The sequence below is a fragment of the Sutcliffiella halmapala genome (genome assembly GCF_002019665.1).
In the GTDB taxonomy this organism is placed as follows: domain Bacteria; phylum Bacillota; class Bacilli; order Bacillales; family Bacillaceae_I; genus Sutcliffiella_A; species Sutcliffiella_A halmapala.
In genome coordinates this window covers 3,681,632-3,706,313 of sequence record NZ_KV917375.1, presented here as the reverse complement: position 1 = coordinate 3,706,313, position 24,682 = coordinate 3,681,632, and the positions used below count along the sequence as shown (strand labels likewise).

The following is a 24,682-nucleotide window of genomic DNA, read 5'->3' as shown; positions in this document are numbered from 1 at the left end:
GTAATGTGAATGGAATGTGTGGATAATTTTTGACAGTCCAGAGGTTAAGCTGATGGAAATTCATCATTTGCTTGTCGGAGGAACGAGTCGCTTCCGCTTTTCGAAATATAAAGCATGTTTCACTTTCCATGTGCATAGAGTATATTAAACACGCTCTTGAAGATGTAATAAAGGGGAGGTCCTTATGGATATTTTACGAAAAATTGAAGAGTATCGAGAAGAAGAACATAGGCTGAAGTGGGAAGGAACCTTCGGAGAGTATTTGGAAACAATTAAACGGGAACCATGGGTAGCGCAATCCGCTCATTCAAGGGTTTACAATATGATTAAAGACGCCGGGGTGGAAGAAGTAAATGGGCAACGGAAGTATAACTTCTTTAGTAGTGCTTTGTTTGGTTTAGAAGAAGCATTAGAACGCCTGGTAGAGGAATATTTTCATCCTGCAGCCAAACGATTGGATGTTAGAAAAAGAATTCTGCTTTTAATGGGACCGGTAAGCGGAGGTAAATCGACGTTAGTAACCATTCTAAAACGAGGTTTAGAACAGTATTCACTTACAGAGCGTGGAGCTGTTTTTGCGATAAAGGGATGCCCTATGCACGAGGATCCCTTGCATCTTATTCCACATCATTTAAGAAGTGACTTTTATCAAGAATATGGGATTAGAATTGAAGGGAATTTATCCCCTCTAAATATGATGAGATTAAAGAATGAATACGGTGGTCGCATTGAGGATGTAATAGTAGAGCGGATTTTCTTATCAGAGAATCAGCGTGTCGGAATTGGAACCTTTAGTCCGTCAGATCCTAAGTCACAGGATATTGCAGATTTAACGGGAAGTATTGACTTCTCAACCATTGCAGAATTTGGTTCAGAGTCAGACCCTCGAGCATATCGCTTTGATGGAGAATTAAACAAGGCTAACCGTGGAATGATGGAGTTCCAAGAGATGTTAAAGTGCGATGAAAAGTTTCTTTGGCACTTATTGTCCTTAACGCAGGAAGGGAATTTCAAGGCAGGACGTTTTGCTCTCATTAGCGCAGATGAATTAATCGTTGCGCATACAAATGAAACGGAGTATCGTTCTTTCATTTCTAATAAGAAGAATGAGGCATTACATTCGCGTATTATTGTTATGCCTATTCCATATAACTTGAAACTAACGGAAGAAGAACGGATTTACGAAAAAATGATTAATGAAAGTGATGTCGCAAATGTTCATATTGCTCCACACACCTTAAGAGTTGCAGCAATGTTTACCATCTTAACTCGTTTGAAAGAAGCCAAACGTGGCGATATCGACTTGGTGAAGAAGATGCGTTTGTATGATGGAGAATCAGTGGAGGGCTTTAATTCTGTAGACGTACAAGAGCTTAAAAAGGAGTATGCTGATGAAGGAATGAGTGGAATAGATCCTCGTTATGTGATTAACCGTATTTCTTCCACTATCATCCGTAAAGAGATTCCTTCGATTAATGCACTCGATGTTTTAAGGTCATTAAAAGAAGGATTGGATCAGCATGCATCTATTTCTAATGAAGATCGTGAACGTTTCCTAAACTTCATTTCTGTTGCTCGAAAAGAATATGATAATATCGCAAAGAAGGAAGTTCAAAAAGCATTTGTCTATTCTTATGAGGAATCTGCTAAGACATTGATGGACAATTATTTAGATAATGTAGAAGCATACTGCAATAAAGCTAAACTTCGAGATCCATTAACTGGAGAAGAAATGAGTGCGGACGAAAAGCTAATGCGTTCGATTGAAGAGCAAATTGGTATTTCGGAAAACGCGAAGAAAGCATTCCGAGAAGAAATTCTGATTCGTATTTCAGCTTATGCCCGTAAAGGCAAGAGATTTGATTACAATTCGCATGAGCGTTTAAGAGAAGCCATCCAGAAAAAATTATTTGCAGACTTAAAGGATGTAGTGAAAATTACCACGTCCTCGAAAACACCTGATGAAACACAATTGAAGAAAATAAACGAGGTTGTAGCACGTTTAGTGGATGAGCACGGCTATAACTCTAGCTCTGCGAACGATCTTCTGAGATATGTAGGAAGCTTGTTAAATAGGTAGATTCCAGAAAACAGCGGCATATGTGGTCGCTGTTTTCTGCCTCTGAAAATATCCCTCATTGCAAGGATTCAATAAATGGTTTGACTTTAGACAAACCAGGGAATCTAGTGAATAGGGGTGATAATGATGAAAAAAGAAAACACTATTGAAATTGTAAATTCAATGGCACCTAATGAGAAAGAAATGGAAAAGTTAGCAAAAGAAATGGAACAATTAAAACAAAACAAAACAAATCTAGAACGTGATCCTAAACAACATGAAAATAACGAAGAAAATGAGAGAGAATAATAATACCTTCCAGATTTATGGGAGGCTTTTTTATTTTCGAAATTCAGTATAATACAAGCTAGTTAGTGCATAAAACTAGTAATACTAAGAAACCGATGACGCTTGTCTATTCTTGTAAGTTGAGAGCCTAATTATCTTAATAATCTGTCAATTATTTCGAATGCTTGCATAGGATAGAGTAACCAACCTTCTTTTGCTAAAAGGTTGGTCTCTTTAAAATTTCACCAAGATATTGTATGTGAGTGTTAATGAAATGGTTCCAATTACCCCAAAAGTTTTTTTAACCAAATAAAGGGAGGGATATTGATGACGATGTCAGATGAGACGAATTTTGTAGTGTCCAAAGAGGATTGGTCCCTCCATCGAAAAGGCCACGACGACCAAAAACGCCATCAGGAGAAGGTCCAGGAGGCTATTAAAAATAATTTGCCAGATCTTATTACTGAAGAAAATATTGTAATGTCTAATGGCAAAGAGGTCGTGAAGATCCCAATCAGGTCTTTAGATGAGTACAGAATTCGTTATAATTATGACAAAAACAAACATGTTGGCCAGGGAGATGGAGAAAGCCAGGTTGGAGATGTTGTTGCAAGAGATGGATCGGGTCAGCAGAAGGGGCCAGGAAAGGGTCAAGGTGCAGGAGATCAAGCTGGTGAGGACTACTACGAAGCTGAGGTATCTTTAATGGATTTGGAGGCAGCATTATTTAATCAATTAGAACTGCCAAACCTGCAACAAAAAGAACGGGATGAAAACATTGTTGAGAATTATGAGTTCAACGATATAAGACGTACTGGGTTAATGGGTAATATCGATAAGAAACGGACGATGATTTCCGCCTATAAACGAAATGCTATGACTGGTACCGCAAGCTTTCATCCAATCTATCAAGAAGATTTAAAATTTAAAGCATGGAATGAAGTAGTGAAGCCGGATTCCAAAGCTGTAGTACTCATGATGATGGATACGAGTGGTTCAATGGGAATGTGGGAAAAATATATGGCGAGAAGTTTCTTCTTTTGGATGACACGCTTTTTGAGATCAAAATATGAAACAGTAGACATTGAATTTATCGCACATCATACAGAGGCAAAAGTTGTGAGTGAAGAAGACTTTTTCTCTAAAGGTGAAAGTGGAGGAACGATCTGTTCTTCCGCCTATAGAAAGGCATTAGAGCTTATTGACACGAAATATTCCCCAACTCGATTTAACATCTATCCATTCCATTTTTCCGATGGTGATAACCTAACCTCTGACAATCAACGTTGTGTGAAGCTAGTAGCTGAGCTGATGAAGGTATCGAATATGTTCGGGTATGGTGAGGTAAACCAGTATAACAGGCATTCCACACTAATGTCAGCCTATAAAAATGTCAATGATGAGAAATTCCGTCATTTTATTTTAAAGCAAAAGCCAGATGTGTTTCATGCAATGAGAGAGTTTTTTAAGAAGGATCAAAAGAAAATATATGCGTAAAATAGGCCAGCTGAAAAGCTGGTCTTCTTTGTCTCAAGCAGCTTAGGATATGATACGACAGAGATAGATGATTACACATAAGTAAAAAAAACAGCCAAATGGAGGTTAAATGGTTTACAAAATTAGTAGATAGGGATGATAGAGTTGGAGTCCTTGATAAAATGGGAATATAAAAAAACAGGTATTAAGATTACTGTTGCAAATATAGTAGAATTGGTTGAAGATGCAAACGGAAAAAATAGTACAGCTATTATCATGCTTTAATTTAGGAATGTTACCTGGTCACAAGTTAAAGAGATGGAAAATCGTTTGAAAAGTAATGGATTCTCTACTTTATCTAGCATTCCGATTAATCGATGTATTCCCAAATTGAGAAGACAACAAATCAGTAGATCAAGTTCAACAATCACTACCCGAGGTTTACTATAGAATAATCTAATGAAGAATAGAAAATGAAGTAAGTATAATCTAAACCAACCAGAGGGTTGGTTTTTCTTTTACACATTAGAGGAAAAGAACATGCCAAAAGCGAACTATATCTTAAACAAATGTTTAAATCAGGAAGTATAGCGTATTTAAATTTGTTTACTCTTTATAACGTAGGAGCGATGGTATGTTTAACAATATAGGTCACGTTTTGTATCATGTGTTGATTATCCTATTTCCCATCCTTTTTTACCATCAGTTTTTAAATAAAGGGATGACAAACGTTACAAAAAAAGTAGATTATCGATTTTTATTGGTTTTATTAATTATGTTGTTACTTACTATGTCTTTTCCAATAGAAGTAACAAATGGTTCTTACTATGACCAGAAAATTATCCCAATCATTCTTGCCTTTACTTATGGAGGACTTGTAACAGGTTTTGCTATTTTAATATCCATGCTTGTCTATTTATTTATACTAGGTGAAAATGGGTTTATGATGATGGTGATCAATTATATGATCATAGCGGTAATCCTTTGTTTATGTGTAAAAAAGTTTAACTCCCTAGCACTAAAAAATAAGGTGCTCATCATCTCTGGTCTATTCTTTATGATTACTATTACAAGAACTATGCGATTATTAACCTTAAACCATCAAGATCAAATTGTAGTAACGATTATTGTTTCATTGATTACTTGGATATCATTGATTACAGTTGTACTAATTATTGAAAACTTAAATATGCAAATGCATTTACAGCATGAGCTGCAGCGTTCAGAAAAATTAAAGGTTGTTAGTGAACTCGCGGCATCTGTTGCACATGAGGTTAGAAATCCAATGACATCTACACGCGGCTTTTTACAACTAATGAGTAGAGATGGTAATCTTAATAGTTCGCAGCAAAAGTATATTGAGATATCCATTAGTGAATTAGATCGAGCGCAAACGATTATTCAGGATTATCTTTCTTTGGCTAAACCCAATAAACAAGAATTTGATAGGATAGATTTATCTTTAGAAGTCGAAAATGTCATACAGCTTATGAATACATATACGAACATCCAAAATATTACGTTACGTCACGCCGTTGAACAAACCTTATATCTCAAAGCTAATAAAGATGAAATAAAGCAAGTTCTTATCAATATTATTAAAAATGGAATTGAAGCAGTTGGAAAAGAAGGGGTCATTACGGTTAATGTCTACCGAAAAGAGGAAGAAATTTTTATTGAAATAGCTGATAATGGAGTGGGGATGTCAGCGGCTCAGATGAAGAAAATAGGAACTCCATTTTATTCTACTAAAGATATGGGGACAGGAATTGGGCTAACGATTTCTTTTCAAATCATTGAGTTATTAAAGGGGAAAATTGATGTTAAAAGTGAAGTAGGGAAAGGGACAACGTTTACCATTAGTTTACCGATTTTGGAGTGATACGTCATAATGATTAGATAAGAAAATCAGTTGCCCCTGATTTTCTTTTTTTTCAGTTTAGTTATTGTTTGAATAATAAAAATATATTGACACTTACGTGCTTGTTTATTAGACTTAATTTATGAAAACGTTTGCACAACCCTCTGTAAATTGAGAAGATAGGTGGGAGTGTATTACCCTTTCATGTTGGAGAGAAGTTTCGTAACACAAAGAGAGTGGGGAGTAATTTATGGGGAGAAAACGGTTGAAAAAAGCAATAGCTATCTTGTTAATGGTTCTTTTGGTATTTTCATTGGGGAATTTTCCAACAATTAATTCTGGAGTTGCTGAGGAACTTACAAAGAATGTGGAAGTAACATCAGTTCCAGAAAATACGCTTAGAATTCATTATCAACGAACAGATAATAATTTTGAAAATCTGGGGTTATGGCTATGGGGAGAAGCAATTACCCCTTCTGAACATTGGCCACACGGCGCTACTCCATTTAATCCTGAACAAACCGATAGCTATGGTGCTTATATCGATGTGCAGCTAAATGAAGCGGGTGAGGAAGTTGGTTTCTTAGTATTGAACATGGAAACTGAGGAGAAAGATGGTGGGGACAAGTCCTTTACTATCACTACTCCTGAAAAAAATGAAATTTGGATTAAACAAGGTTCAGATATCGTTTATACATATGAACCTATCGATCTAGCAGAAAATATGGTAAGAATTCATTATGTAAGAGGTGATAATCAGTTTGAAAATCTGGGGTTATGGCTTTGGGATGATGTGGCGAATCCTTCAAGTGCCTGGCCGACAGATGCCACTCCATTTACTCCTGATCAGAGAGACCGCTATGGAGCATATGTGGATGTGGAAATAGCAGATGATGCCGATAAAATTGGTTTCTTAGTCGTGAATAAAGTAACACAAGATAAAGATGGTGGCGACAAATCATTTTCTGCACTTACCGATTATAATCGATTATGGATTAAAGAAGGCGATGATACAGTCTATATTTCTCCGTACTGGGAAACTGCTACAGTTCTGGTATCTGGTGAGATAGTTTCGGAAAGTAAGCTTGTCCTTAACTTCTCAAGTACGAAAGGATTGGATGCTGAATCTTTAGTGGATCAAATTGAAATTACAGATAAAGAGAATCAAGAAGTTCCGGTAAATAGAGTAAAAATAGTAGATGATAAAAAAGTAGAGGTTGAGGCTTCACTAGATCGCAGTAAGGCTCCCTATTCCATTACTTTTTTAGGCAAAACGGTAAAAGCAGATGCTGGGTGGAAAATGATTGATGAGCTTTATGGATACGAAGGGAACGACTTAGGAGCCACGTTACACAAGGATGGAAAAGCTACGTTGAAAGTATGGTCACCACTCGCGAATTCTGTTTCGGTGATTCTTTATGATAAAAGTAATCAAGAAAATATTATCAACGGGGATATCCCGATGACGCTTGGAGAAAGCGGTGTGTGGGAAGTTCTTTTAAACAAAGAAAACACTGGAGTTGCTGACTTATCTGGGTATTATTATCATTATAAAATTGAACATAATGGTGAATCTAAAATTGCTTTAGATCCTTATGCAAAATCAATGGCTACATTTAATAACCTAGCTGGCGATGACCCAATAGGAAAGGCGGCAATTGTAGATCCATCACGTGTAGGACCAGAGCTTGAATTTGCTAATATTGCCGGCTTCGAAAAAAGAGAAGATGCGATTATTTGGGAAGTTCATGTTCGCGATTTTACTTCAGATCCATCTATCGAGTCAGATTTAAATGCGCAGTTTGGTACGTTTAAAGCATTTATAGACAAACTGGATTATATTGCAGAACTAGGCGTAACACATATTCAGTTATTACCTATAATGAGTTATTTCTGGGGCAATGAATTTGAAAATGATGTGAGAGAAATGCATTACTCAGCACAAGGTAATAACTATAATTGGGGCTATGATCCACATAGTTACTTCTCTCCTTCTGGCATGTACTCGGAAAATCCGGATGATGCAGCATTAAGAATTGCTGAATTAAAAGAGCTTATCCATGAAATTCATAAAAGAGACATGGGTGTTGTATTGGATGTGGTGTACAACCACACTGCAAAAGTAAGTCTTTTTGAAGATTTAGTGCCTAATTATTATCACTTTATGGATGCTAATGGTGAGGCTAAAACGAGTTTTGGTGGGGGAAGATTAGGGACTACCCACGAAATGGCGCGTAAAGTTTTAGTTGATTCTATTACGTATTGGGTGGATGAGTATAAAGTTGATGGTTTTCGTTTTGATATGATGGGTGATCATGATGCAGAAAGTATTCAAATTGCTTATGACAAGGCCAAAGCGTTAAACCCTAACATCATCATGATTGGAGAAGGCTGGAGAACCTTTGCAGGGGATGATGGGGAAACAGGCATTATGGCTGCTGATCAAGATTGGATGCAGTATACAGAAAGTGTCGGTGTTTTCTCAGATGAATTTAGAAATGAATTAAAGTCTGGATTCGGAAGCGAAGGGGAGCCGAGGTTTATAACTGGTGGAGCAAGAAACATTCAACAAATCTTTGATAATATTAAGGCACAGCCACATAACTTTGTAGCAGATGACCCTGGTGATGTGGTGCCATATATCGAGGCCCATGACAACTTAACGTTACATGATGTAATTGCACAGTCTATTAAGAAGGATCCTGATAAACATGCGGAGGAAATTCATCAACGCATTCGTATAGGAAACGCAATGGTTTTAACTTCTCAAGGAACAGCTTTCCTTCATGCTGGGCAAGAGCATGGTAGAACAAAGCAATGGAGAGCAGATGGGAAACCAGAGCAAAAGGAAACTTATATGGTAGATATGGAAGGCAACCCATTTGAGTATCCGTATTTCATTCATGATTCTTATGATTCGACGGATGCGATTAATAGATTTGATTGGGAAAAAGCAACGAATGAAGAGCTTTATCCGCTTAATAATGTCACGAGAGAATATACATCAGGATTGATTAAATTAAGAAGATCAACCGACGCATTTACGCTTGGAACAAAGGAATTAGTAGATACTAATATAACCTTTGTCGATGCGCCAGAAATCGAGGAGCAAGACTTAGTAATAGGGTACCGTAACGAGGCAACAGATGGTACAGAATATTTTGTGTTCGTGAATGCGGATTCTGAGGAAAGAACGCTAACACTTAATCAAGATTTAACAGAAGGTGTAACTGTGGTAGATAGTGATGAAGCTGGGGTGTTGGAAGTTGCAGAGATTAGTGGCTTTGATCTATCCAGTACTAGTATTACAATAGAACCGTTGACGACAGTTGTAATTCGGGTAGGTGGAGAAGAGCCGGTTGGCCCAGTTGATCCTGAAAACCCGAAAGATCCAGTGGATAAGGATAAAGAAAACGATAAAGAAAAGGATAAAGATAAAGGTACGAATACTGGAAAAGATAAAGAAGTAAAAGATAAAGTAGCGGACGAAAAAACAAATAATAAGCTACCAAAAACCGCAACGGATATGTACACATATATTTTAGTAGGTATCCTGTTAATAGTTTTAGGTAGTGGACTATATCTTTATATAAGAAAAAGGAATGCTATTATAGAAAAATAGCGCACTTTCAGGGAAGTCTCATGTTATGGAGGCTTCCTTATTTCTATATCAAGGTGGTAATTTAATATGAATAGCAGGTTAGTATTAGTTATTGCAACGAGATTAACGAGGAAAAGCTCAATTCATTAAAAATAGCCACCCCTTCAAAAGAGAAGAGGTGGCTATTTTAATGAAAAGCTTATTTTAACTTAACATCTTTGAAGAATGGAGTTCCACTGAAGTTTACGAATAAACCAGAAGCAACACCGTTAGTACCGTAGATGAAGTCCGGATGTTGTAAGTAAACCATTGGAGCCTCTTCTACTAGGATTTCAGAAATTTCTTTGTAAGCTGCGTCACGAGCTGCTTGATCAGATTGAGTACGTCCTAGGTCAAGTAATTCGTCAACTCTTTCGTTTTTGTAGAAAGAACGGTTACCAGGTGAACCGAATTGAGAAGAATGGAATAATGCATATAATCCATAATCTGCGTCAGCTGTTACAGTAGTCCATCCAAGGATGAATAACTCATGCTCTCCAGCAGCAGTTTTCTCTAAGAATGCACCCCACTCAACAGTTTCGATATTAACTGTGATACCAATATCAGCTAATTGAGCTTGAACTAAAAGAGCGATATCAGCACGTTCTTTGCTTCCTTCGTTTACAAATAGAGTTGTTTCAAAGCCATCAGCAAAACCAGCTTCTTCTAATAATTTTTTCGCTGCATCTACATCATAACCTAATGGTTGTAAACCTTGGTAGTTACCAACAACTGTTGGAGCAAGCGGTCCTACAGCAGGAACACCTTGACCATCTAGAATACCATCTACAACATCAGATTTGTTGATAGCCATAGAAATTGCTTGACGAACTTTTAAATTGTCATAAGGAGCTTTGTTCATGTTGAATCCAACATAGTCCATACGAGTACTTGCTTCTTTAGATAATGTTACATCAGCCATGCCTTCTACACGAGTTACGTCAGAAGCACCAACTTGTGTTACGTGAGCTTCACCAGTCTCAAGCATTGCTACACGAGTAGCTTGCTCAGGAACTACTACGAATTTCAATGTATCTACAGAAGCTTTTTCACCCCAGAAATCTTCGTTCTTTTCTAATAGTAATTCAGAACCACGGTTCCAAGAAACATATTTGAAAGGACCAGATCCAATTGGGTTCTCGTCAACTTTTTTACCGCCATTGTTTTCTTCTTCAATTGCTGAAGGAGCAATGATAGATCCAGCGTTATGCGCTAAGTGAGCTGGAAGTGGAGCGAATGGGTTTTCCGTTTTGAATTGAACTGTGTAATCATCTACCACTACTACTTCTTTAATCATGTTTAATACTACAGCACGAGGAGAAGCAAATTCTGGATCAATGATACGTTCGATTGTTAATTTTACTGCTTCAGCAGTGAAATCAGTACCATCGTGGAATTTTACGTCTTGGCGTAATTTGAATTCCCAAGTAGTTTCATCTACTGCTTCGTAAGATTCTGCAAGAGCTGGAACTACGCTTCCATCAGCTGCATATTCCGTTAAACGATCGAAAATTTGAGTTGTTGCATTTGTTGTTGCAGTGTCATTCATACCATGAGGATCAAGAGTTGGTGCATCTTGGTTAATAACGAATACTAATTCTCCACCATCTTGACCTGCTACTTCTTCATCAGTATTACCATTTTCGTTGTCAGAAGGTTTTCCTTCTGTTTTGTTACTGCTGTTTCCACCACTACATGCTGATAATACTAGCATTAGAGATAGAAGAAGCATTAGAAATACATTCTTTTTTGACTTCATGTACGTTTTACCCCCCTGGTATTTGTCTGTGCAAAGTTAATCAATGGATAAGCCACGATTGACTTTTATAATAATCGAAAAATTATAAATTCACAAGAGGAATTTTAAAAATTTTAATAATTTTGTAATAATAATAGAATGATAACTATAATAATATTACATTTGTGTAAAAAAAGTCCTCTTAATTAAGAAGGGATATTAAATTTGTATATCATTTACTTTTGTATTTTTATTCAAATGGAAGTAATATCACTATTGTAATATTGTGACTTTATAGCTATTATAGTATCTAGTTGCAAAATTGTATGAAAAATTTTAATGTTACAAACTCGTGAAGGGGAGAAATGAATATGGATCAACCACAGCTTCAATCTACACCAGGGATTCCTATTAATGGACAAAATTCAAAATCGCTTCGTTGGAAGGCTTTATACAAAAAGCTTGCGAAAAATAAAGCGGCAATGGTAGGTGGGTATATAGTAGTATTTTTTGTACTATTAGCAATATTTGCTCCATTACTAGCTACGCATAATCCTAATGATATGGTTGTAATGAATAAGCTACAGTCACCATCAGCCGAGCATTGGCTTGGGACAGATGATGTAGGAAGAGATATTTACAGCCGATTATTATATGGTGCAAGAGTTTCCTTAACAGTTGGATTTCTATCTACTTTAATAGGAGCTATTGCCGGAGTTACGTTAGGAATCGTCGCAGGTTATTACGGTAGATGGATAGATTCATTTATTATGAGACTTTGTGATGTATTGCTTGCCTTCCCAGGAATATTGTTAGCGCTAGCAATTGTCAGTATTTTAGGTGCTAGTACAATAAATGTTATTTTTGCCGTAGCCTTTTTTGCAATACCAACATTTGCAAGGATCGTTCGGGGTTCTACATTGAGTATTAAAAAGTTAGAGTTTATTGATGCAATAAGAGCAATGGGTTCTAGTGATTTTAGAATCATCTTCAAACATATTTTACCGAATATTCTCTCACCAATTATTGTACAAGCTACTTTGTATATAGCTTCTGCAATCATTACGGCGAGTGCACTTTCGTTTTTAGGATTAGGGACAAAACCACCGACAGCAGAATGGGGAGCAATGCTGAGTGCAGGACGTCATTATATTTCTCAAGCTCCACATATTACGTTGTTCCCAGGTATAGCAATATTGCTTGTTGTAGTTGGATTTAACTTATTTGGTGACGGACTACGTGATGCGTTAGATCCGAAAACGAAAAAATAATTTAGTGAGAAGGTGAATTTAGCATGTTTATTTATATCATAAGAAGACTGTTGCAAACTATACCGGTTATGATCGGTGTGACATTAGCTGTATTTTTAATGATGCATTTAATACCTGGTGACCCAGCTCAAATTATGGCAGGAGAGCAAGCGAATCCAGAACAGGTAGAAGTAATGCGTGAAAAGTTAGGATTAAATGATCCGTATCATGTTCAATATTTCCGTTACGTTGCTAATGCAGTTCAAGGGGATTTAGGTACTTCTATTCGTACCAATAGATCTGTAACTAGTGAAATTTTTGATTCTAGATTTTGGATTACAGTAGAACTTGCATTATGGGGAACTTTATTGGCAGTTATTTTTGGACTTATCGCAGGTATTATCTCTGCTACTAAAAAATATTCGTTCGCAGATACTTCTATCATGGTTATAGCTTTGTTTGGACTTTCGATGCCGAACTTTTGGCTTGGAATTATGTTAATCTATTTCTTTTCTGTTCATCTTGGAGTCTTACCAGTTGCCGGTTGGGGAAATGATTGGAAACAAATGGTACTTCCGGTTATTACACTTGCAACGGGTGGAGCAGCGATTATCGCTCGTATGACACGCTCAAGTATGCTTGAAGTAATCAACCAGGATTATATACGTACAGCATATGCAAAAGGGGTAAGTGATAAATTTGTTATTTATAAGCATGCCCTGCGTAATGCTCTTATCCCAGTAGTTACAGTAGTAGGTTTACAGTTTGGTGGTTTACTAGGGGGAGCAGTAATCACAGAGACAGTATTTGCTGTTAATGGTTTAGGGCGTCATATCGTCGCTTCTATTTCTGCTCGTGATTTTCCAATGGTACAAGGAGCAATTCTCGTGTGTGCGGTAGTGTTCGTAGCAGTAAACTTTTTAGTAGATATCACATACCGTTTAATAAACAAACGTATAGACTTGAACTAGGACGGTGAAAAAAATGGCGGTAGCAAAGAATGAAAAAATATTAGAAGTGAAAAATTTACGCACTTCCTTTTTTACGGATGAGGGAGAAGTAAAGGCCGTTGACGGTGTAGACTTTTCGATTGAAAAAGGTAAAACAATAGGAATCGTAGGAGAGTCAGGGTCTGGTAAAAGTATTACATCATTATCTATTATGCGTCTTTTACAAGAACCAGCAGGAAAAGTAGTTGGTGGAGAAATTATTTTTAAAGGCGAAAACCTTTTGGATAAATCGAAAAAGCAAATGATGCAAATTCGTGGAAACAATGTTTCAATGATTTTCCAAGAGCCAATGACATCATTAAATCCTACTTTAACCTGTGGGGAGCAAATCGCGGAATCGATTCGAATTCACCAAAAGCTAGGTCGTAAGAATGCTTGGGTAAAAGCGATTGATATGCTTCGTTTAGTAGGTATTCCATCGCCGGAAAAGCGTGCGAAACAATATCCATTTGAATTGTCTGGTGGTATGCGTCAGCGTGTAATGATCGCGATTGCCTTAGCATGTAATCCTGAGCTATTAATCGCAGATGAGCCGACAACGGCTTTGGATGTGACAATCCAGGCACAGATTCTTGATTTAATGAAAAAATTACAAGAAGAGCTCGGAACATCCTTAATGTTAATTACGCATGATCTTGGTGTAGTGGCGGAAATGTGTGATAAAGTTGCCGTTATGTACTGTGGTAAGGTTGTTGAATATGCAGATGTAAAGACAATATTTACAGATCCAAAGCACCCTTATACAGTTGGTTTATTAAACTCAGTGCCTAAGCATGATCAAGATGTCGAGGGAGACTTAGCGGTCATTCATGGTTCAGTGCCTAGTCCTTTTGCCTTGCCTCAAGGATGTCGCTTTGCTCCACGCTGTCCACATGCGAAAGCAATCTGTTTAACAGATTTGCCTGACCTTGAAACAGCAGAAGATGGTGACCAAGTACGTTGCTGGATGTACACAGATAAATGGGAGAATCAAGAGGAGGTTGCTGCTAGCCATGAGTAATCAAACATTATTAGAAGTAAAAAACCTTAAACAGTACTTTCCTATTAAAGGTGGGATCTTCGGCAGAACGGTCAATCACGTTAAAGCAGTGGATGATATTAGCTTCACGGTAAAAGAAGGAGAAACAGTTAGTATTGTTGGCGAATCTGGCTGTGGAAAATCTACAACTGGTAGAGCGATTCTGCGCCTTGATAATCCTTATGCTGGAGAGGTTAACTTCCAAGGAGAGGATTTACTAGCATTAAATAAGTCGCAAATGAGAAAAAAGCGTAAGGATCTACAAATTATTTTCCAAGATCCTTATGCATCTCTAAATCCTCGCCAAACTGTTAGTCAAATACTAGAGGAAGCACTTGAAATTCAAAATGTAGTGCCGAAAAAAGATCGTCGTAAAAAAATTGTTGAATTATTAGAAACAGTTGGAATTGGCGCGCATCAAATCGATCGTCATCCGCATGAATTTAGTGGTGGTCAGCGCCAACGTGTAGGAATTGCACGAGCGCTTTCAGTGGACCCTAAGCTTATCATCTGTGATGAGGCTGTTTCGGCACTCGATGTTTCTATTCAAGCACAAGTGTTGAATCTATTAAAAGATCTACAACGTGAATTTAAACTAACATACTTGTTTATCTCTCATGATCTCGGCGTAGTTCGTCACATTTCTGATCGAATTATTGTTATGTATCTTGGGAAAATTGTAGAGATTGCTGATAAAAAATCTCTTTTCACTAACCCACAGCACCCATATACAAAAGCATTGCTCTCTGCGATACCGAGTACTGATTTATCTCAGAAAAAAGAACGCATTATCTTAAAAGGGGATGTACCTTCTCCAATTGATCCTCCTGCAGGATGTCGTTTTCATACACGCTGTCCATATGCGTTTGACCGTTGTCGTACAGAAGAACCTCAGCTGCATCATATTCCAGGACAAGTACAGCAATCTGCTTGCCATTTAGTTGAGGATGGAGCGGTAGATTTCTCACAATTAAAAACGAATTATTAATTGAATGTATAATCACTCCCGATGAAAGTTGGGAGTGATTTTTTTTGACGAATAAGAAAGTATCAAAAAAAGCGTATATACCTTTTCAAAAGGTGTGTACGCTTTAATATGGTGAGGATTAGACTCCCATTTTTCTTCTTGTATTACTTGGCTTTTTAGTTTGTTGGCTTTTCATTTTTTGAGATGATTTTGAACCATTTAGATTTGTTTTGCTGTTGCCGGCTTGATTTTTCTTTTGCTCTAGTTGCTTTTTAATTGCATCTTGTAGGCTGATTTTCTTTTTTGGCTCTTCATTTTGATTTGTTTGATTTGTTTCAGTCATTTATTGTTCCTCCTAAGCGGGTATAATCGTACATATAGTATAAACTATTTTCGGTATGAAAGATAACTGGAAAGAAAGGTTTTTTTAAAAGGATATATTGTCAGAATATAGGGATGGTTCTAAAAAAACATTCGTGATCCCATTCTCCATTCATTAAACTAATAAGATAATAATACTAGAGATAAAAGGATTTGTATAATTTTGTATCGAGGGTGTTGAGATGAATTATCACATAAAAAAACCTATTAAGCTTTTGCAACCTTGGATAGAGTGCTATTGGCAAGTCCAATTGAACACAGGGGATTTTGCAAAGAAAGAAACAATTCTTCCGAATGGCAAAATAGAGATGATCTTTGCCTTGGAAGGGAATTATCAAGTGGGGAATCGGAAGACCTATAGGATGAAGCAGGCTTGGCTTTCTGGCATTCAGCGAGAGCCATTACATATAGCATACAAAGGTGTATCAAACTTAATTGGGGTTCGCTTCTATCCAAATGGTCTATTCCCATTTTTACCAATACCTATTAGCGAAACCATTAACGAAGTGGAGCCACTTTCCTTACTATGGGGGAGTTTCGCTGATGAAGTATTTGAAAGCCTTTGTAGCACAGATAATATAGAAGAGATATTCACTAAATTAGATTATTATCTTCTATATAAGTTAAGTCCAAGGAAGGAAGCAAATCATCAACTTGTCAAAACTATTATTAGAGAACAACAAATACAACCAAGCATCATGATCTCCGAATTAGCTTCAAAATTTGGTTATTCAGAAAGACAGTTAAATAGAATTTTTAAAGATCAAACAGGTATTTCTCCAAAAATTATTGCCCAGATTTATCGGTTTGAAAAATCAAGTATGTTTCTTTTTAAACATGCGATTAATGAAGATTCAAACGATCTATTAGATTTAGGGTATTATGATCAATCGCACTTTATTAAGGAATTTAAACGTTTTTCTGGGATGACACCAGAAGAATATAAAAGAAAAGCAATAGTATCCAATAATTTTTTGTAAACATGTCCGATTTTTACAATCTTATTGCTCACTTGTTTTATATAATCATGCTGAAAAGTAATTATTGGTAGGAGGATAACTATGGGGTTTGGAGAAGTAATAGGAGAAATAAATTTTATTGCCGTAATTGTAGCTGCGATATCCGCATTTTTTATAGGTGGGATATGGTATTCCTTGCTATTTGGTAAGCTCTGGATGAAACTACATGGTTTTACAGAAGAGCAACTTAAAAAAACAGCAGGGAAGGTATTTGGTGGATCCTTTGTCTTGGCAATTATTATTTCCTTTGTATTAGCTATGTTTATTGGACCAAATAGTACTGGTGTATTTGGGCTAATTGCTGGTTTTATGGCAGGGGCATTTTTTGTTGCAACTGCATTTGGGATTACGTATTTATTTGAACGTCGTCCAATTGTGCTTTTTCTCATTGATGGTGGATATCATATTGTGACATTTTCTGTAATGGGCCTTATTCTTGGGCTATGGTCATGATAAAAAAGAGGGAGCGAGATATAAGTGACAGAAGAACTGTTATTTAAACAAATGGATTTTATTAGAAAAAGGACAATCTTTGCTTTAGATGCAACGAATGAGCAGCTAGCAGATGAAATGCCTCAAGGGTTCCGTAATACGATAAGATGGAATTTCGGGCACATTTTTCTTACACAGGACACTTTAATGTCCTCTTTTATAGGGGAAGAGCCTCATGTTCCAGACGATTATTACGCTTTATTTGAAAGGGATACTAGTCCTTTAAATTGGAATGTTCAGCCTCCAAGCTTAGGCGTGCTCCGGGAACAGTTGATTAATCAGTCAGAGCGTATTCGAATGAACTATTCAAGACGATTAGAAGAGAATATTGTGAGACCTTTTCAAATAGGTGATTATCAGTTAATCACACTTGGTGAAATCTTAGCGTTTGCTAATTGGCATGAAGGTTTACATCAAGGGGCGATAAACAGTATTAAAAGAGCTGCCGGGATCGAGGAATTGTGGAAGCTATAGAAAATTAGAAAACCATCCAACTAATCGGATGGTTTTCTTTTCGTCATTTATGGAAAGGTACACGACATTTTGGCATTATCTACTTTAGTGATTTTCTTCTTCAAGCCAGGCTTTAGACCAAACTTCTATTTCGCGTAATATAGGTTCTAAGGCAATGCCTTTTATTGTTAAGGAATATTCTATTCGAACAGGAGTTTCAGGAAATACCTCTCGTCTAACAATACCTTGATTTTCTAAATCCTTCAATCTTTCTGATAACACTCTTCCACTAATCCCAATGCTAGCTTCAATTGTACAGAAGCGTTGGGGACCGGAAAGTAACTGGAAAATAATTAATCCCGTCCATCGTTGACTTAGCATAGTAATTGCTTTTTCAAATCTAGGGCAAATTTGCGATTTGTTCATCATCAATCACTCCTATAATAATAGTATACCATAAAATCCTTAAATATAAGTTAGTAGTGAAATATAAAATAGTTACTTGACATAAGTTTGTTATAAAAATATAATTACTTACATAAAGTAAGTTACTTTCTAATTGACATTAAAGTAAGAAGGAGTGTAAGTTCATGTTGTTACGTAAACACGATATAGGGTCCACGATATTAAGAATAACATTAGGTGTTACATTTTTTATTCATGGTATGGCGAAGTTTCAAGGTGGCATAGATAATACAGTAGGATTCTTTGAAAGCTTAGGACTTCCTGGTTTTTCAGCATATATTGTGGCATTCGTAGAATTAGTTGGTGGTCTTGCGATGATTGTAGGTTTTGGAACGAGAGTAGTTGCGATTTCTTTTGGAGTAATCATGCTTGTAGCAATTATCAAGGTGAAATTAGCTGCTGGTTTTATGGGGAATGGTCAAATGGCAGGGTATGAATTTGATTTAGCGTTATTAGCTATTTCTGTTTATTTAGCCTTAGTAAATAAATCAATTTTTGCATTAGATAATGTGGTCTTTCCAATAAATAAAGAACACTCCGCAAAGAGAGGGAATAAATAATGGGAGAATTTCATCAGGAACCAAATGTATTTGTTGGAGAAGTCGTGTTAAAAGTAGAAGACTTGATACGATCCATAACGTTTTATCAAGAAATGATTGGGTTTAGTATTTTAGAGCAAACAGGGCGAAAAGCGACGTTAACTGCAGATGGAAAAACGCCGCTTTTAACGATTGAGCAACCAACAGAAGTGATACAGAAACAACCTAGGACAACCGGTCTTTATCACTTTGCTTTGTTGTTACCAAGCCAAGCTGATTTAGGTAGAGTTATTCAACATCTCATTGATAAAAGGTATCCAATCCAAGGGGCCTCTGACCATCTTGTGAGTGAAGCGTTATATTTAGCAGATCCCGATGGAAATGGAATTGAAATATATGCAGATCGCCCATCAACTACATGGGATTGGAACAATAAAGAAGTAGTGATGTCATCTGAGCCATTGGATATTCAAAACCTTCTTGTAAAAGCGCAAGGTGTGGCTTTTGATGGCCTCCCAAAAGCGACGTTGATGGGGCATATTCATTTGCATGTGTCAGAATTAGAGAAAACCGAAGAATTCTATTGTAAAGGCCTTGGATTTAATCTCGTCAATCGATACGGTAGGCAGGCTCTTTTTATCTCAACTGGTAACTATCATCATCATATTGGATTAAACACATGGAATGGCCAAGGTGCGCCTAGACCAGCCAAGGATAGTGTTGGTTTAAAATCTTTTACACTTATTTTCCCGAACGAAGAAGCGAGAAAAATAAGAATAAAGCAATTGGAAAGTTTGAAAGCAATTATTGTGGAGGAAAATGGATTTATATTTACGGAAGATCCATCAGGTAATCGCATTAGACTTCATATAGTGATATAGTTGGCAGATTCCTTTATTGGGGTCTGTATTTTTTTTGCTATCGAGATCGTTGAAGCCTGTGAATAAAAGGTAGGGGAATTTCAAAAGATAGGACAAATTATATGCATGTTAGGAGAACCAGATGAGAGAGCATAATATCCAACTGACAACACCAGAAATTGCGGCATTATGGACATCTTATATCCAAAATAGCGCAACGATGTGTTTTTACAAGCATTTTTTACAACAATTAGAGGATTCTGAAATTAAAAATGTTGTAAAAGATGCTTTGTATTTGGAGGAAATATACAATAAAGAGATTAAGAAGATTTTTGAAAAGGAGGGATTTCCCACTCCAGACGGTTTTACTGATAAAGATGTGGATTTATCGGCACCTCCATTATACACAGATCTATTTGCATTAAGCTTTGTTTATCGTGTTGGTCAGATGCTTGTTCCATTTTACGCGACCATTCTGACAAAGGTGGCAAGAAAGGATATTGTGGAGTATTTTGATGAGTGCATGAGAACATCAACCAAGCTCTACAAGAAATCACTGCAATTAATGTTAAGTAAAGGAATCTATGATCGCCCGCCGAAAATACCATACCCTAAAGAAGTAGAATATTTAGTAGTTCCCCCTACACTACTAGAGGGATGGTTTGGAGATAAAAGGCCATTGAATGTGTTAGAGCTTGGTGAAATCTTTTATGTAATTGAAAGAAACTATATAGGATTAGTTATGCTAATGGGTTTAATCCAAGTAACGAAAGATAAAGAAATAAAGGGTTTTTTCTTAAAAGGGAAAAAATTAGCAGAAAAACAGGTCGAGCTTTTTAATAAAGTATTAAAGGAAGAAGAGCATTTTGGAAATATCCCTGTAAGTATTGAGGTCACCAATTCCACTGTATCGCCATTTTCCGAAAAATTGCTTATGTTCCTCATTACTACCACAACTTCGGCTGGTATCTACTTACTTTCCTATGCGATGTCTATTTCAATAAGAAAAGATATAGCAGCTCATTATTCTATTCTGATGGCTGAAATTGCTAAGTATGGTGGAGAAGGCCTGGAAATAATGATTAATAGAGGGTGGATGGAACAACCTCCACAATCAATTGATAGGAGTAACTTATATAAATGATAGTGGTTTTGCTTAAAGATGAAATGAAATCTAGGATAAATCGTGAAAAACGGGTGGAGTTCAACCACCCGTCTAGAAAGTTTAACGATTTATTAGAAAATAGTTTAATTGGTATTTCTTTTTAAAACCAATTTTTTGATAGAGGGAAATTGCCTTTTTATTGCTTGATTCTACACACAGAGTGACGTCTTGGATTTCTTTAAATGTAAAAATCCAGCCTAATGCCATTTGTAAAAGTGCAGCTCCCATGCCTTTTTTTCGTTCGGAGGGTTCTACTGCAAAGAATTCAATATTTGCATCTCCAAAGTTTGGCTCAACTTCTACATAGATGTATCCAATTAACTTCTTTTCCTTCGTATGTATCAAAACTTTTCTTTGGGGATTAATCCTTTCAATTATTTGCGCTCCATTATAATAGGTATCAGGAAACGTTTGATCGTGGAGTTTTTTCATTTGGTCATAATATTCAGGAGTCAATTCATGGAAAGACCAAATTTCTTCTTGTTGAAGATGTTGAGTAACCTGCAAGATGGTTTGTGCGCTTGTTTTTAAAATAGGGTTACGAAGAGTAAATTCATTAATAAGGTCGTTTTTTTGGTTCGGAAACAAGCCAAGCGTTGTAATTTCTAATGGCAGTATTTCAAGCATTTTATTCCAAAGTGCTGGGAGGTATTCTGCGTTTTCCCTATGGATGAATGGTCCCCATATTTCAGCGGATTTATTTTCGACGTCTGCATCAAACCCTATTATTCCTATGATACTTTTGTTTATCGTGGCGATGAGGAAGCTAGCTTCAAATGGAACATCTGATAAATCTCCTATTAATGCATCTTTAATCTCCTGCTTATCAGTACCACAATATCCAATGTGATGCTCTTCCCTTTGATTCATGTTTTCGATGAACTCTGCAACAGTCTCCAGCTCATCAATGGTAGCGAGTGAAATTGTTAAATTAGTAATGACATTGACCTCCATTTCCATTTCCATTTCCATTTTAAAACCCGAGCGGTCGTAGTGCTTAAGACCGCTCGGGAATGGTAGACTACTACTTATTATTATACCGTAAAAATAGGAAAAGCTATTTCTTTATTAATGACCGTACACCGTAATAGATTAAGGCAAGTGAGAATACTAATATGGTTATTACTCCAACGATGGTAGCGATTGGATCTAATGCTTCAAACGCTCCTGTTAGCGGTACATTTATTAACGCAAAGCCAGCAAAAATACTAGCTAAAAACAAAATAATTCTCTCCATGAAAACACCCTCCCTTCCTATCCTTTCCTTAACACTATATGCAAACATAGGATGTTGGTTGCGCTTTCATGAGAGGTTTCCCAAAAAAAAGAATGGTAGAAGGATAAAAAAAGCAGAAAGCATGGTTGCTTCCTGCTCAAGCTATCGTTTAGTTAATTTCAAGTGGTCTCAGCTTTGCTTCAATTTCTGCTCGTTTTGGTTCTAAAAATGGGGGAAGTGCTAGTTTTTCTCCCAGCGTTTCAAGTGGTTCATCCGCACCAAAGCCAGGTGTGTCGGTGGATAGTTCAAATAAGATGCCGTTAGGTTCTCTAAAGTAAAGTGCCTTAAAATAATATCTTTCTACTTCACCTGAGTTTGGTAAGCGAGTTTCACGTAACCGATTTACCCAGTTGTTAAATTCTTCTTTGTTTGGGACACGAAATGCTACATGATGGACCCCGCCACGCCCAATCCGTTCTTTGGGCAAATCGTTTCTCGTTTCGATGTGTACCTCTGCTCCAGCGCCACCCTCACCTGTTGTATACACCTCGATAGCAGGGAAGTTACCTTTTAAGGATGGGTAAGAGCCAACATAGTGAAAACCTAATACTTTTGTTAGTACTTCACTAGTAGGTTTGGCATCAGATACCGTTAAAGTAACGGGACCTAAACCTAGGATTGCATGATCTTGCGGGATATCCTCTTTCTGCCATGGTTCACCAGCAGGAACACCTTGTTCGCCATTGTCTGCAACGAGAATTAGCTTTGTTCCCTCATAATCCTCAAAAGCAAGAGTGTCCCGATTTGCTCGTTTTTCAATCTCCGAATATTTGACCCCTAATGATTCAAAACGGGACTTCCAAAATTGTAAGGATTCAGTATTTTTTACCCGTAAGGAGGTGGAAGAAATACTGGATACCCCCTCATGTGTCCTTCCTAATCCAGGGATATCAAAAAATGTAATTTCTGTTCCTGGATTTCCCTTCGCATCGCCGTAGAATAAATGATACGAGGTAGTGTTGTCCTGATTAACCGTCTTTTTTACTAAACGCATGCCTAAAATCTCTGTGAAAAAATGAAAGTTTTTTTCTGCTTTTCCCGTTAATATAGATACATGATGCAGTCCTAATAGGTTCATATTCATTCTCCTCGTTTTTATTTTTTTGGTTATTGTTAAAGACGCTAAGATATTTCAATAAATCTCGAATTCGAGATAATTATAGCATGAAACAATGAAGTAAGGGAATAGAGGAACGTATAAAGAGAAAATTTGGAAGTTGAAGATACTTGTAGGGACCTTTTGCTTGTTAATATACAGTGATTTTTTGTATTATTAGATAGAAAATTAAAAAAATTCATTATTTTTTTGCATATTTATTGCTAAAACCGTCAATTCAAAATATATTAATAATAACAATAAGTAGGAGAGTGATGGAAACTTGGATAGTATACCCTATGACTCGATAATTTTATTAGGGGCATTGTTGATATTAATGGGATATTTTTCTGCATCTGAAGTAGCGATAGCGAATGTTAATAAAGTGAGACTTCGTAACCAAGCTGACAACAACAATGCAAAAGCAAAACGTGTATTAAGCATGGCAGTAAACTTTGATCGGAGCATGTCTACTATAGTAATCGGCAAAAATTTGGTGAAGATTGCAGTAGCAACGATTGCCACGAACCTTGCCATTCAAATGTATGGTAGTCAAATCAGTACGCTCGCTCTAACAGCTGCTATTATCACTGTTTTAGTACTTGTCTTTGGTGAGCTTTTACCTAAATCTTTTGCCGAACAGTATGCCGAGAATTATCTTAAATTTATATCAGCTTCTTTAATGACAGTCATGAAAATCTTTCTCCCGATTGCATGGTTGTTCGTCCAATTCAAGTTAAGTATCAAGAGGCTTCTAGGAGTAAATAAAAAAGAGCCGACCATAACAGAAGAGGACGTAAAAGCAATGGTGGAAATCGGTGAAGAAGAAGGGATTTTTCTCACTCAAGAAAGAGAGTTACTACACAACGCTATTGGCTTTGATGATATCATTGTAAAAGATATTTTAACGCCAAGACCTGATGTTGTAGCAATTTGTAATGAAACACCAATCGAAGAAATTAAGGATATTTTTATTAACGAAAAATATTCGCGCTTACCTTTATATGAGGGATCCATTGATAACATCATTGGTGTTATATCCTATCGTGATTTCTTTGCACAATACGTGCAGAATCCTTCGTTTTCCTTGAAAGATATAAGCCGCAGTCCTTTTTATGTAATTGGATCGGCTAAAATATCTAATCTGTTAAAGGAACTACAAAGCTCTCAAAACCATCTAGCCATCGTGTTAGATGAATACGGAGGAACCGCTGGAATAATTTCGATTGAGGATATTATTGAAGAAATCTTTGGTGAAATATGGGATGAACATGATGAAAATGAAGATTTTATTGAAGTGATAGATGATCGGAAATTCAGGATGGACGGTAGACTCCCTGTCGAGGAGTTTTCCGAACTCTTACAATTAAAAGTAGAAGAATCCTCCGCAAACACCTTGAGTGGCTGGATATCCAACACCTTAGGATATTTACCAACAAAAGGTGAAAAAGTGGAATGTGATCATTTTACTATCCACATTGAAGAAGTAAAAAAACACCGCATTCAGAAAGTAGTCGTGGTAAGAAATCTAGACATCGTTTACTCTGCATAACCTACAAGTAAGATAAAGCTTTAGCCATTATTAATTGGCTGAGGCTTTTTTGGGGTTATTGTTGATTTTGGCAATAT

The 24,682-nt window shown here is 36.7% G+C and carries 22 protein-coding genes; 16 read left to right on the top strand and 6 right to left on the bottom strand.

Annotated elements, in window-relative coordinates; translation table 11 throughout:
- Window positions 1-184: 184 nt before the first annotated feature.
- From BK580_RS18265 to BK580_RS18250, 5 genes are all read left to right on the top strand, one after another.
- The gene (locus BK580_RS18265) at window positions 185-2,080 is read left to right on the top strand and encodes a PrkA family serine protein kinase (RefSeq protein WP_078381730.1); all 1,896 of its coding nucleotides are present in this window, start codon (window positions 185-187) and stop codon (window positions 2,078-2,080) included.
- Between the two features lie 123 nt (window positions 2,081-2,203).
- The gene (locus BK580_RS23715) at window positions 2,204-2,368 is read left to right on the top strand and encodes a hypothetical protein (protein ID WP_169865115.1); all 165 of its coding nucleotides are present in this window, start codon (window positions 2,204-2,206) and stop codon (window positions 2,366-2,368) included.
- Window positions 2,369-2,674: 306 nt separating this feature from the next.
- The gene (yhbH, locus tag BK580_RS18260; RefSeq protein ID WP_078381729.1) at window positions 2,675-3,844 is read left to right on the top strand and encodes a sporulation protein YhbH; all 1,170 of its coding nucleotides are present in this window, start codon (window positions 2,675-2,677) and stop codon (window positions 3,842-3,844) included.
- 613 nt (window positions 3,845-4,457) lie between these two features.
- Entirely contained in the window at window positions 4,458-5,705 is a 1,248-nt protein-coding gene (locus BK580_RS18255; protein WP_078381728.1) for an ATP-binding protein, read from the top strand.
- A 244-nt stretch (window positions 5,706-5,949) separates the two neighbouring features.
- Window positions 5,950-9,306 carry a pullulanase gene (locus BK580_RS18250; protein ID WP_235864067.1) on the top strand — a complete coding sequence of 1,119 codons (3,357 nt, stop codon included), beginning with the start codon at window positions 5,950-5,952 and terminating at the stop codon, window positions 9,304-9,306.
- Window positions 9,307-9,484: 178 nt separating this feature from the next.
- On the opposite strand, the gene BK580_RS18245 is transcribed toward BK580_RS18250, so the two are convergent.
- A complete protein-coding gene (locus BK580_RS18245) occupies window positions 9,485-11,083 on the bottom strand; it encodes a glutathione ABC transporter substrate-binding protein (RefSeq protein ID WP_078381726.1) in 1,599 nt (532 codons plus the stop codon).
- Window positions 11,084-11,433: 350 nt separating this feature from the next.
- Here BK580_RS18245 and BK580_RS18240 point away from each other — a divergent pair, with 350 nt between their 5' ends.
- From BK580_RS18240 to BK580_RS18225, 4 genes are read left to right on the top strand one after another with little or no spacing between them, the layout of a single operon-like run.
- Entirely contained in the window at window positions 11,434-12,333 is a 900-nt protein-coding gene (locus tag BK580_RS18240; RefSeq protein ID WP_078381725.1) for an ABC transporter permease, read from the top strand.
- Window positions 12,334-12,356: 23 nt separating this feature from the next.
- Window positions 12,357-13,283: an ABC transporter permease gene (locus BK580_RS18235; protein WP_078381724.1), complete on the top strand. Its 927-nt coding sequence runs from the start codon at window positions 12,357-12,359 to the stop codon at window positions 13,281-13,283.
- Between the two features lie 13 nt (window positions 13,284-13,296).
- Complete coding sequence (locus BK580_RS18230) at window positions 13,297-14,322, top strand: ABC transporter ATP-binding protein (protein WP_078381723.1); 1,026 nt, start codon at window positions 13,297-13,299, stop codon at window positions 14,320-14,322.
- Window positions 14,315-15,328 carry an ABC transporter ATP-binding protein gene (locus BK580_RS18225; RefSeq protein WP_078381722.1) on the top strand — a complete coding sequence of 338 codons (1,014 nt, stop codon included), beginning with the start codon at window positions 14,315-14,317 and terminating at the stop codon, window positions 15,326-15,328. Before BK580_RS18230 ends, BK580_RS18225 begins: the two co-directional genes overlap by 8 nt.
- Window positions 15,329-15,446: 118 nt before the next feature.
- On the opposite strand, the gene BK580_RS18220 is transcribed toward BK580_RS18225, so the two are convergent.
- Window positions 15,447-15,650 carry a hypothetical protein gene (locus BK580_RS18220; RefSeq protein ID WP_078381721.1) on the bottom strand — a complete coding sequence of 68 codons (204 nt, stop codon included), beginning with the start codon at window positions 15,648-15,650 and terminating at the stop codon, window positions 15,447-15,449.
- 220 nt (window positions 15,651-15,870) lie between these two features.
- Between BK580_RS18220 and BK580_RS18215 the strand changes: the two genes are divergently transcribed.
- The 3 genes from BK580_RS18215 to BK580_RS18205 all read left to right on the top strand — a co-directional run bounded on the left by BK580_RS18215 (window position 15,871) and on the right by BK580_RS18205 (window position 17,673).
- Entirely contained in the window at window positions 15,871-16,668 is a 798-nt protein-coding gene (locus BK580_RS18215; RefSeq protein WP_078381720.1) for a helix-turn-helix domain-containing protein, read from the top strand.
- 81 nt (window positions 16,669-16,749) lie between these two features.
- Window positions 16,750-17,160: a DUF1761 domain-containing protein gene (locus tag BK580_RS18210; RefSeq protein ID WP_078381719.1), complete on the top strand. Its 411-nt coding sequence runs from the start codon at window positions 16,750-16,752 to the stop codon at window positions 17,158-17,160.
- A 24-nt stretch (window positions 17,161-17,184) separates the two neighbouring features.
- Entirely contained in the window at window positions 17,185-17,673 is a 489-nt protein-coding gene (locus tag BK580_RS18205) for a DinB family protein (RefSeq protein WP_078381718.1), read from the top strand.
- An 84-nt stretch (window positions 17,674-17,757) separates the two neighbouring features.
- On the opposite strand, the gene BK580_RS18200 is transcribed toward BK580_RS18205, so the two are convergent.
- The gene (locus BK580_RS18200; RefSeq protein WP_078381717.1) at window positions 17,758-18,078 is read right to left on the bottom strand and encodes a winged helix-turn-helix transcriptional regulator; all 321 of its coding nucleotides are present in this window, start codon (window positions 18,076-18,078) and stop codon (window positions 17,758-17,760) included.
- A 167-nt stretch (window positions 18,079-18,245) separates the two neighbouring features.
- Between BK580_RS18200 and BK580_RS18195 the strand changes: the two genes are divergently transcribed.
- The 3 genes from BK580_RS18195 to BK580_RS18185 all read left to right on the top strand — a co-directional run bounded on the left by BK580_RS18195 (window position 18,246) and on the right by BK580_RS18185 (window position 20,660).
- The gene (locus BK580_RS18195; protein ID WP_078382826.1) at window positions 18,246-18,677 is read left to right on the top strand and encodes a DoxX family protein; all 432 of its coding nucleotides are present in this window, start codon (window positions 18,246-18,248) and stop codon (window positions 18,675-18,677) included.
- On the top strand, window positions 18,677-19,537 hold the full coding sequence (locus tag BK580_RS18190; protein WP_078381716.1) for a VOC family protein: 861 nt from the start codon (window positions 18,677-18,679) through the stop codon (window positions 19,535-19,537). Before BK580_RS18195 ends, BK580_RS18190 begins: the two co-directional genes overlap by 1 nt.
- A gap of 121 nt (window positions 19,538-19,658) precedes the next feature.
- Window positions 19,659-20,660, top strand: coding sequence for a DUF3231 family protein (locus tag BK580_RS18185; RefSeq protein WP_078381715.1), 1,002 nt, complete (start codon window positions 19,659-19,661; stop codon window positions 20,658-20,660).
- A gap of 81 nt (window positions 20,661-20,741) precedes the next feature.
- On the opposite strand, the gene BK580_RS18180 is transcribed toward BK580_RS18185, so the two are convergent.
- The 3 genes from BK580_RS18180 to BK580_RS18170 all read right to left on the bottom strand — a co-directional run bounded on the left by BK580_RS18180 (window position 20,742) and on the right by BK580_RS18170 (window position 23,035).
- Complete coding sequence (locus BK580_RS18180; RefSeq protein ID WP_078381714.1) at window positions 20,742-21,653, bottom strand: GNAT family N-acetyltransferase; 912 nt, start codon at window positions 21,651-21,653, stop codon at window positions 20,742-20,744.
- A gap of 85 nt (window positions 21,654-21,738) precedes the next feature.
- Window positions 21,739-21,918: a hypothetical protein gene (locus BK580_RS18175; RefSeq protein ID WP_078381713.1), complete on the bottom strand. Its 180-nt coding sequence runs from the start codon at window positions 21,916-21,918 to the stop codon at window positions 21,739-21,741.
- 148 nt (window positions 21,919-22,066) lie between these two features.
- A complete protein-coding gene (locus BK580_RS18170; protein WP_078381712.1) occupies window positions 22,067-23,035 on the bottom strand; it encodes a ring-cleaving dioxygenase in 969 nt (322 codons plus the stop codon).
- A 301-nt stretch (window positions 23,036-23,336) separates the two neighbouring features.
- Between BK580_RS18170 and BK580_RS18165 the strand changes: the two genes are divergently transcribed.
- Window positions 23,337-24,605: a hemolysin family protein gene (locus BK580_RS18165; protein WP_078381711.1), complete on the top strand. Its 1,269-nt coding sequence runs from the start codon at window positions 23,337-23,339 to the stop codon at window positions 24,603-24,605.
- Window positions 24,606-24,682 lie beyond the last annotated feature (77 nt).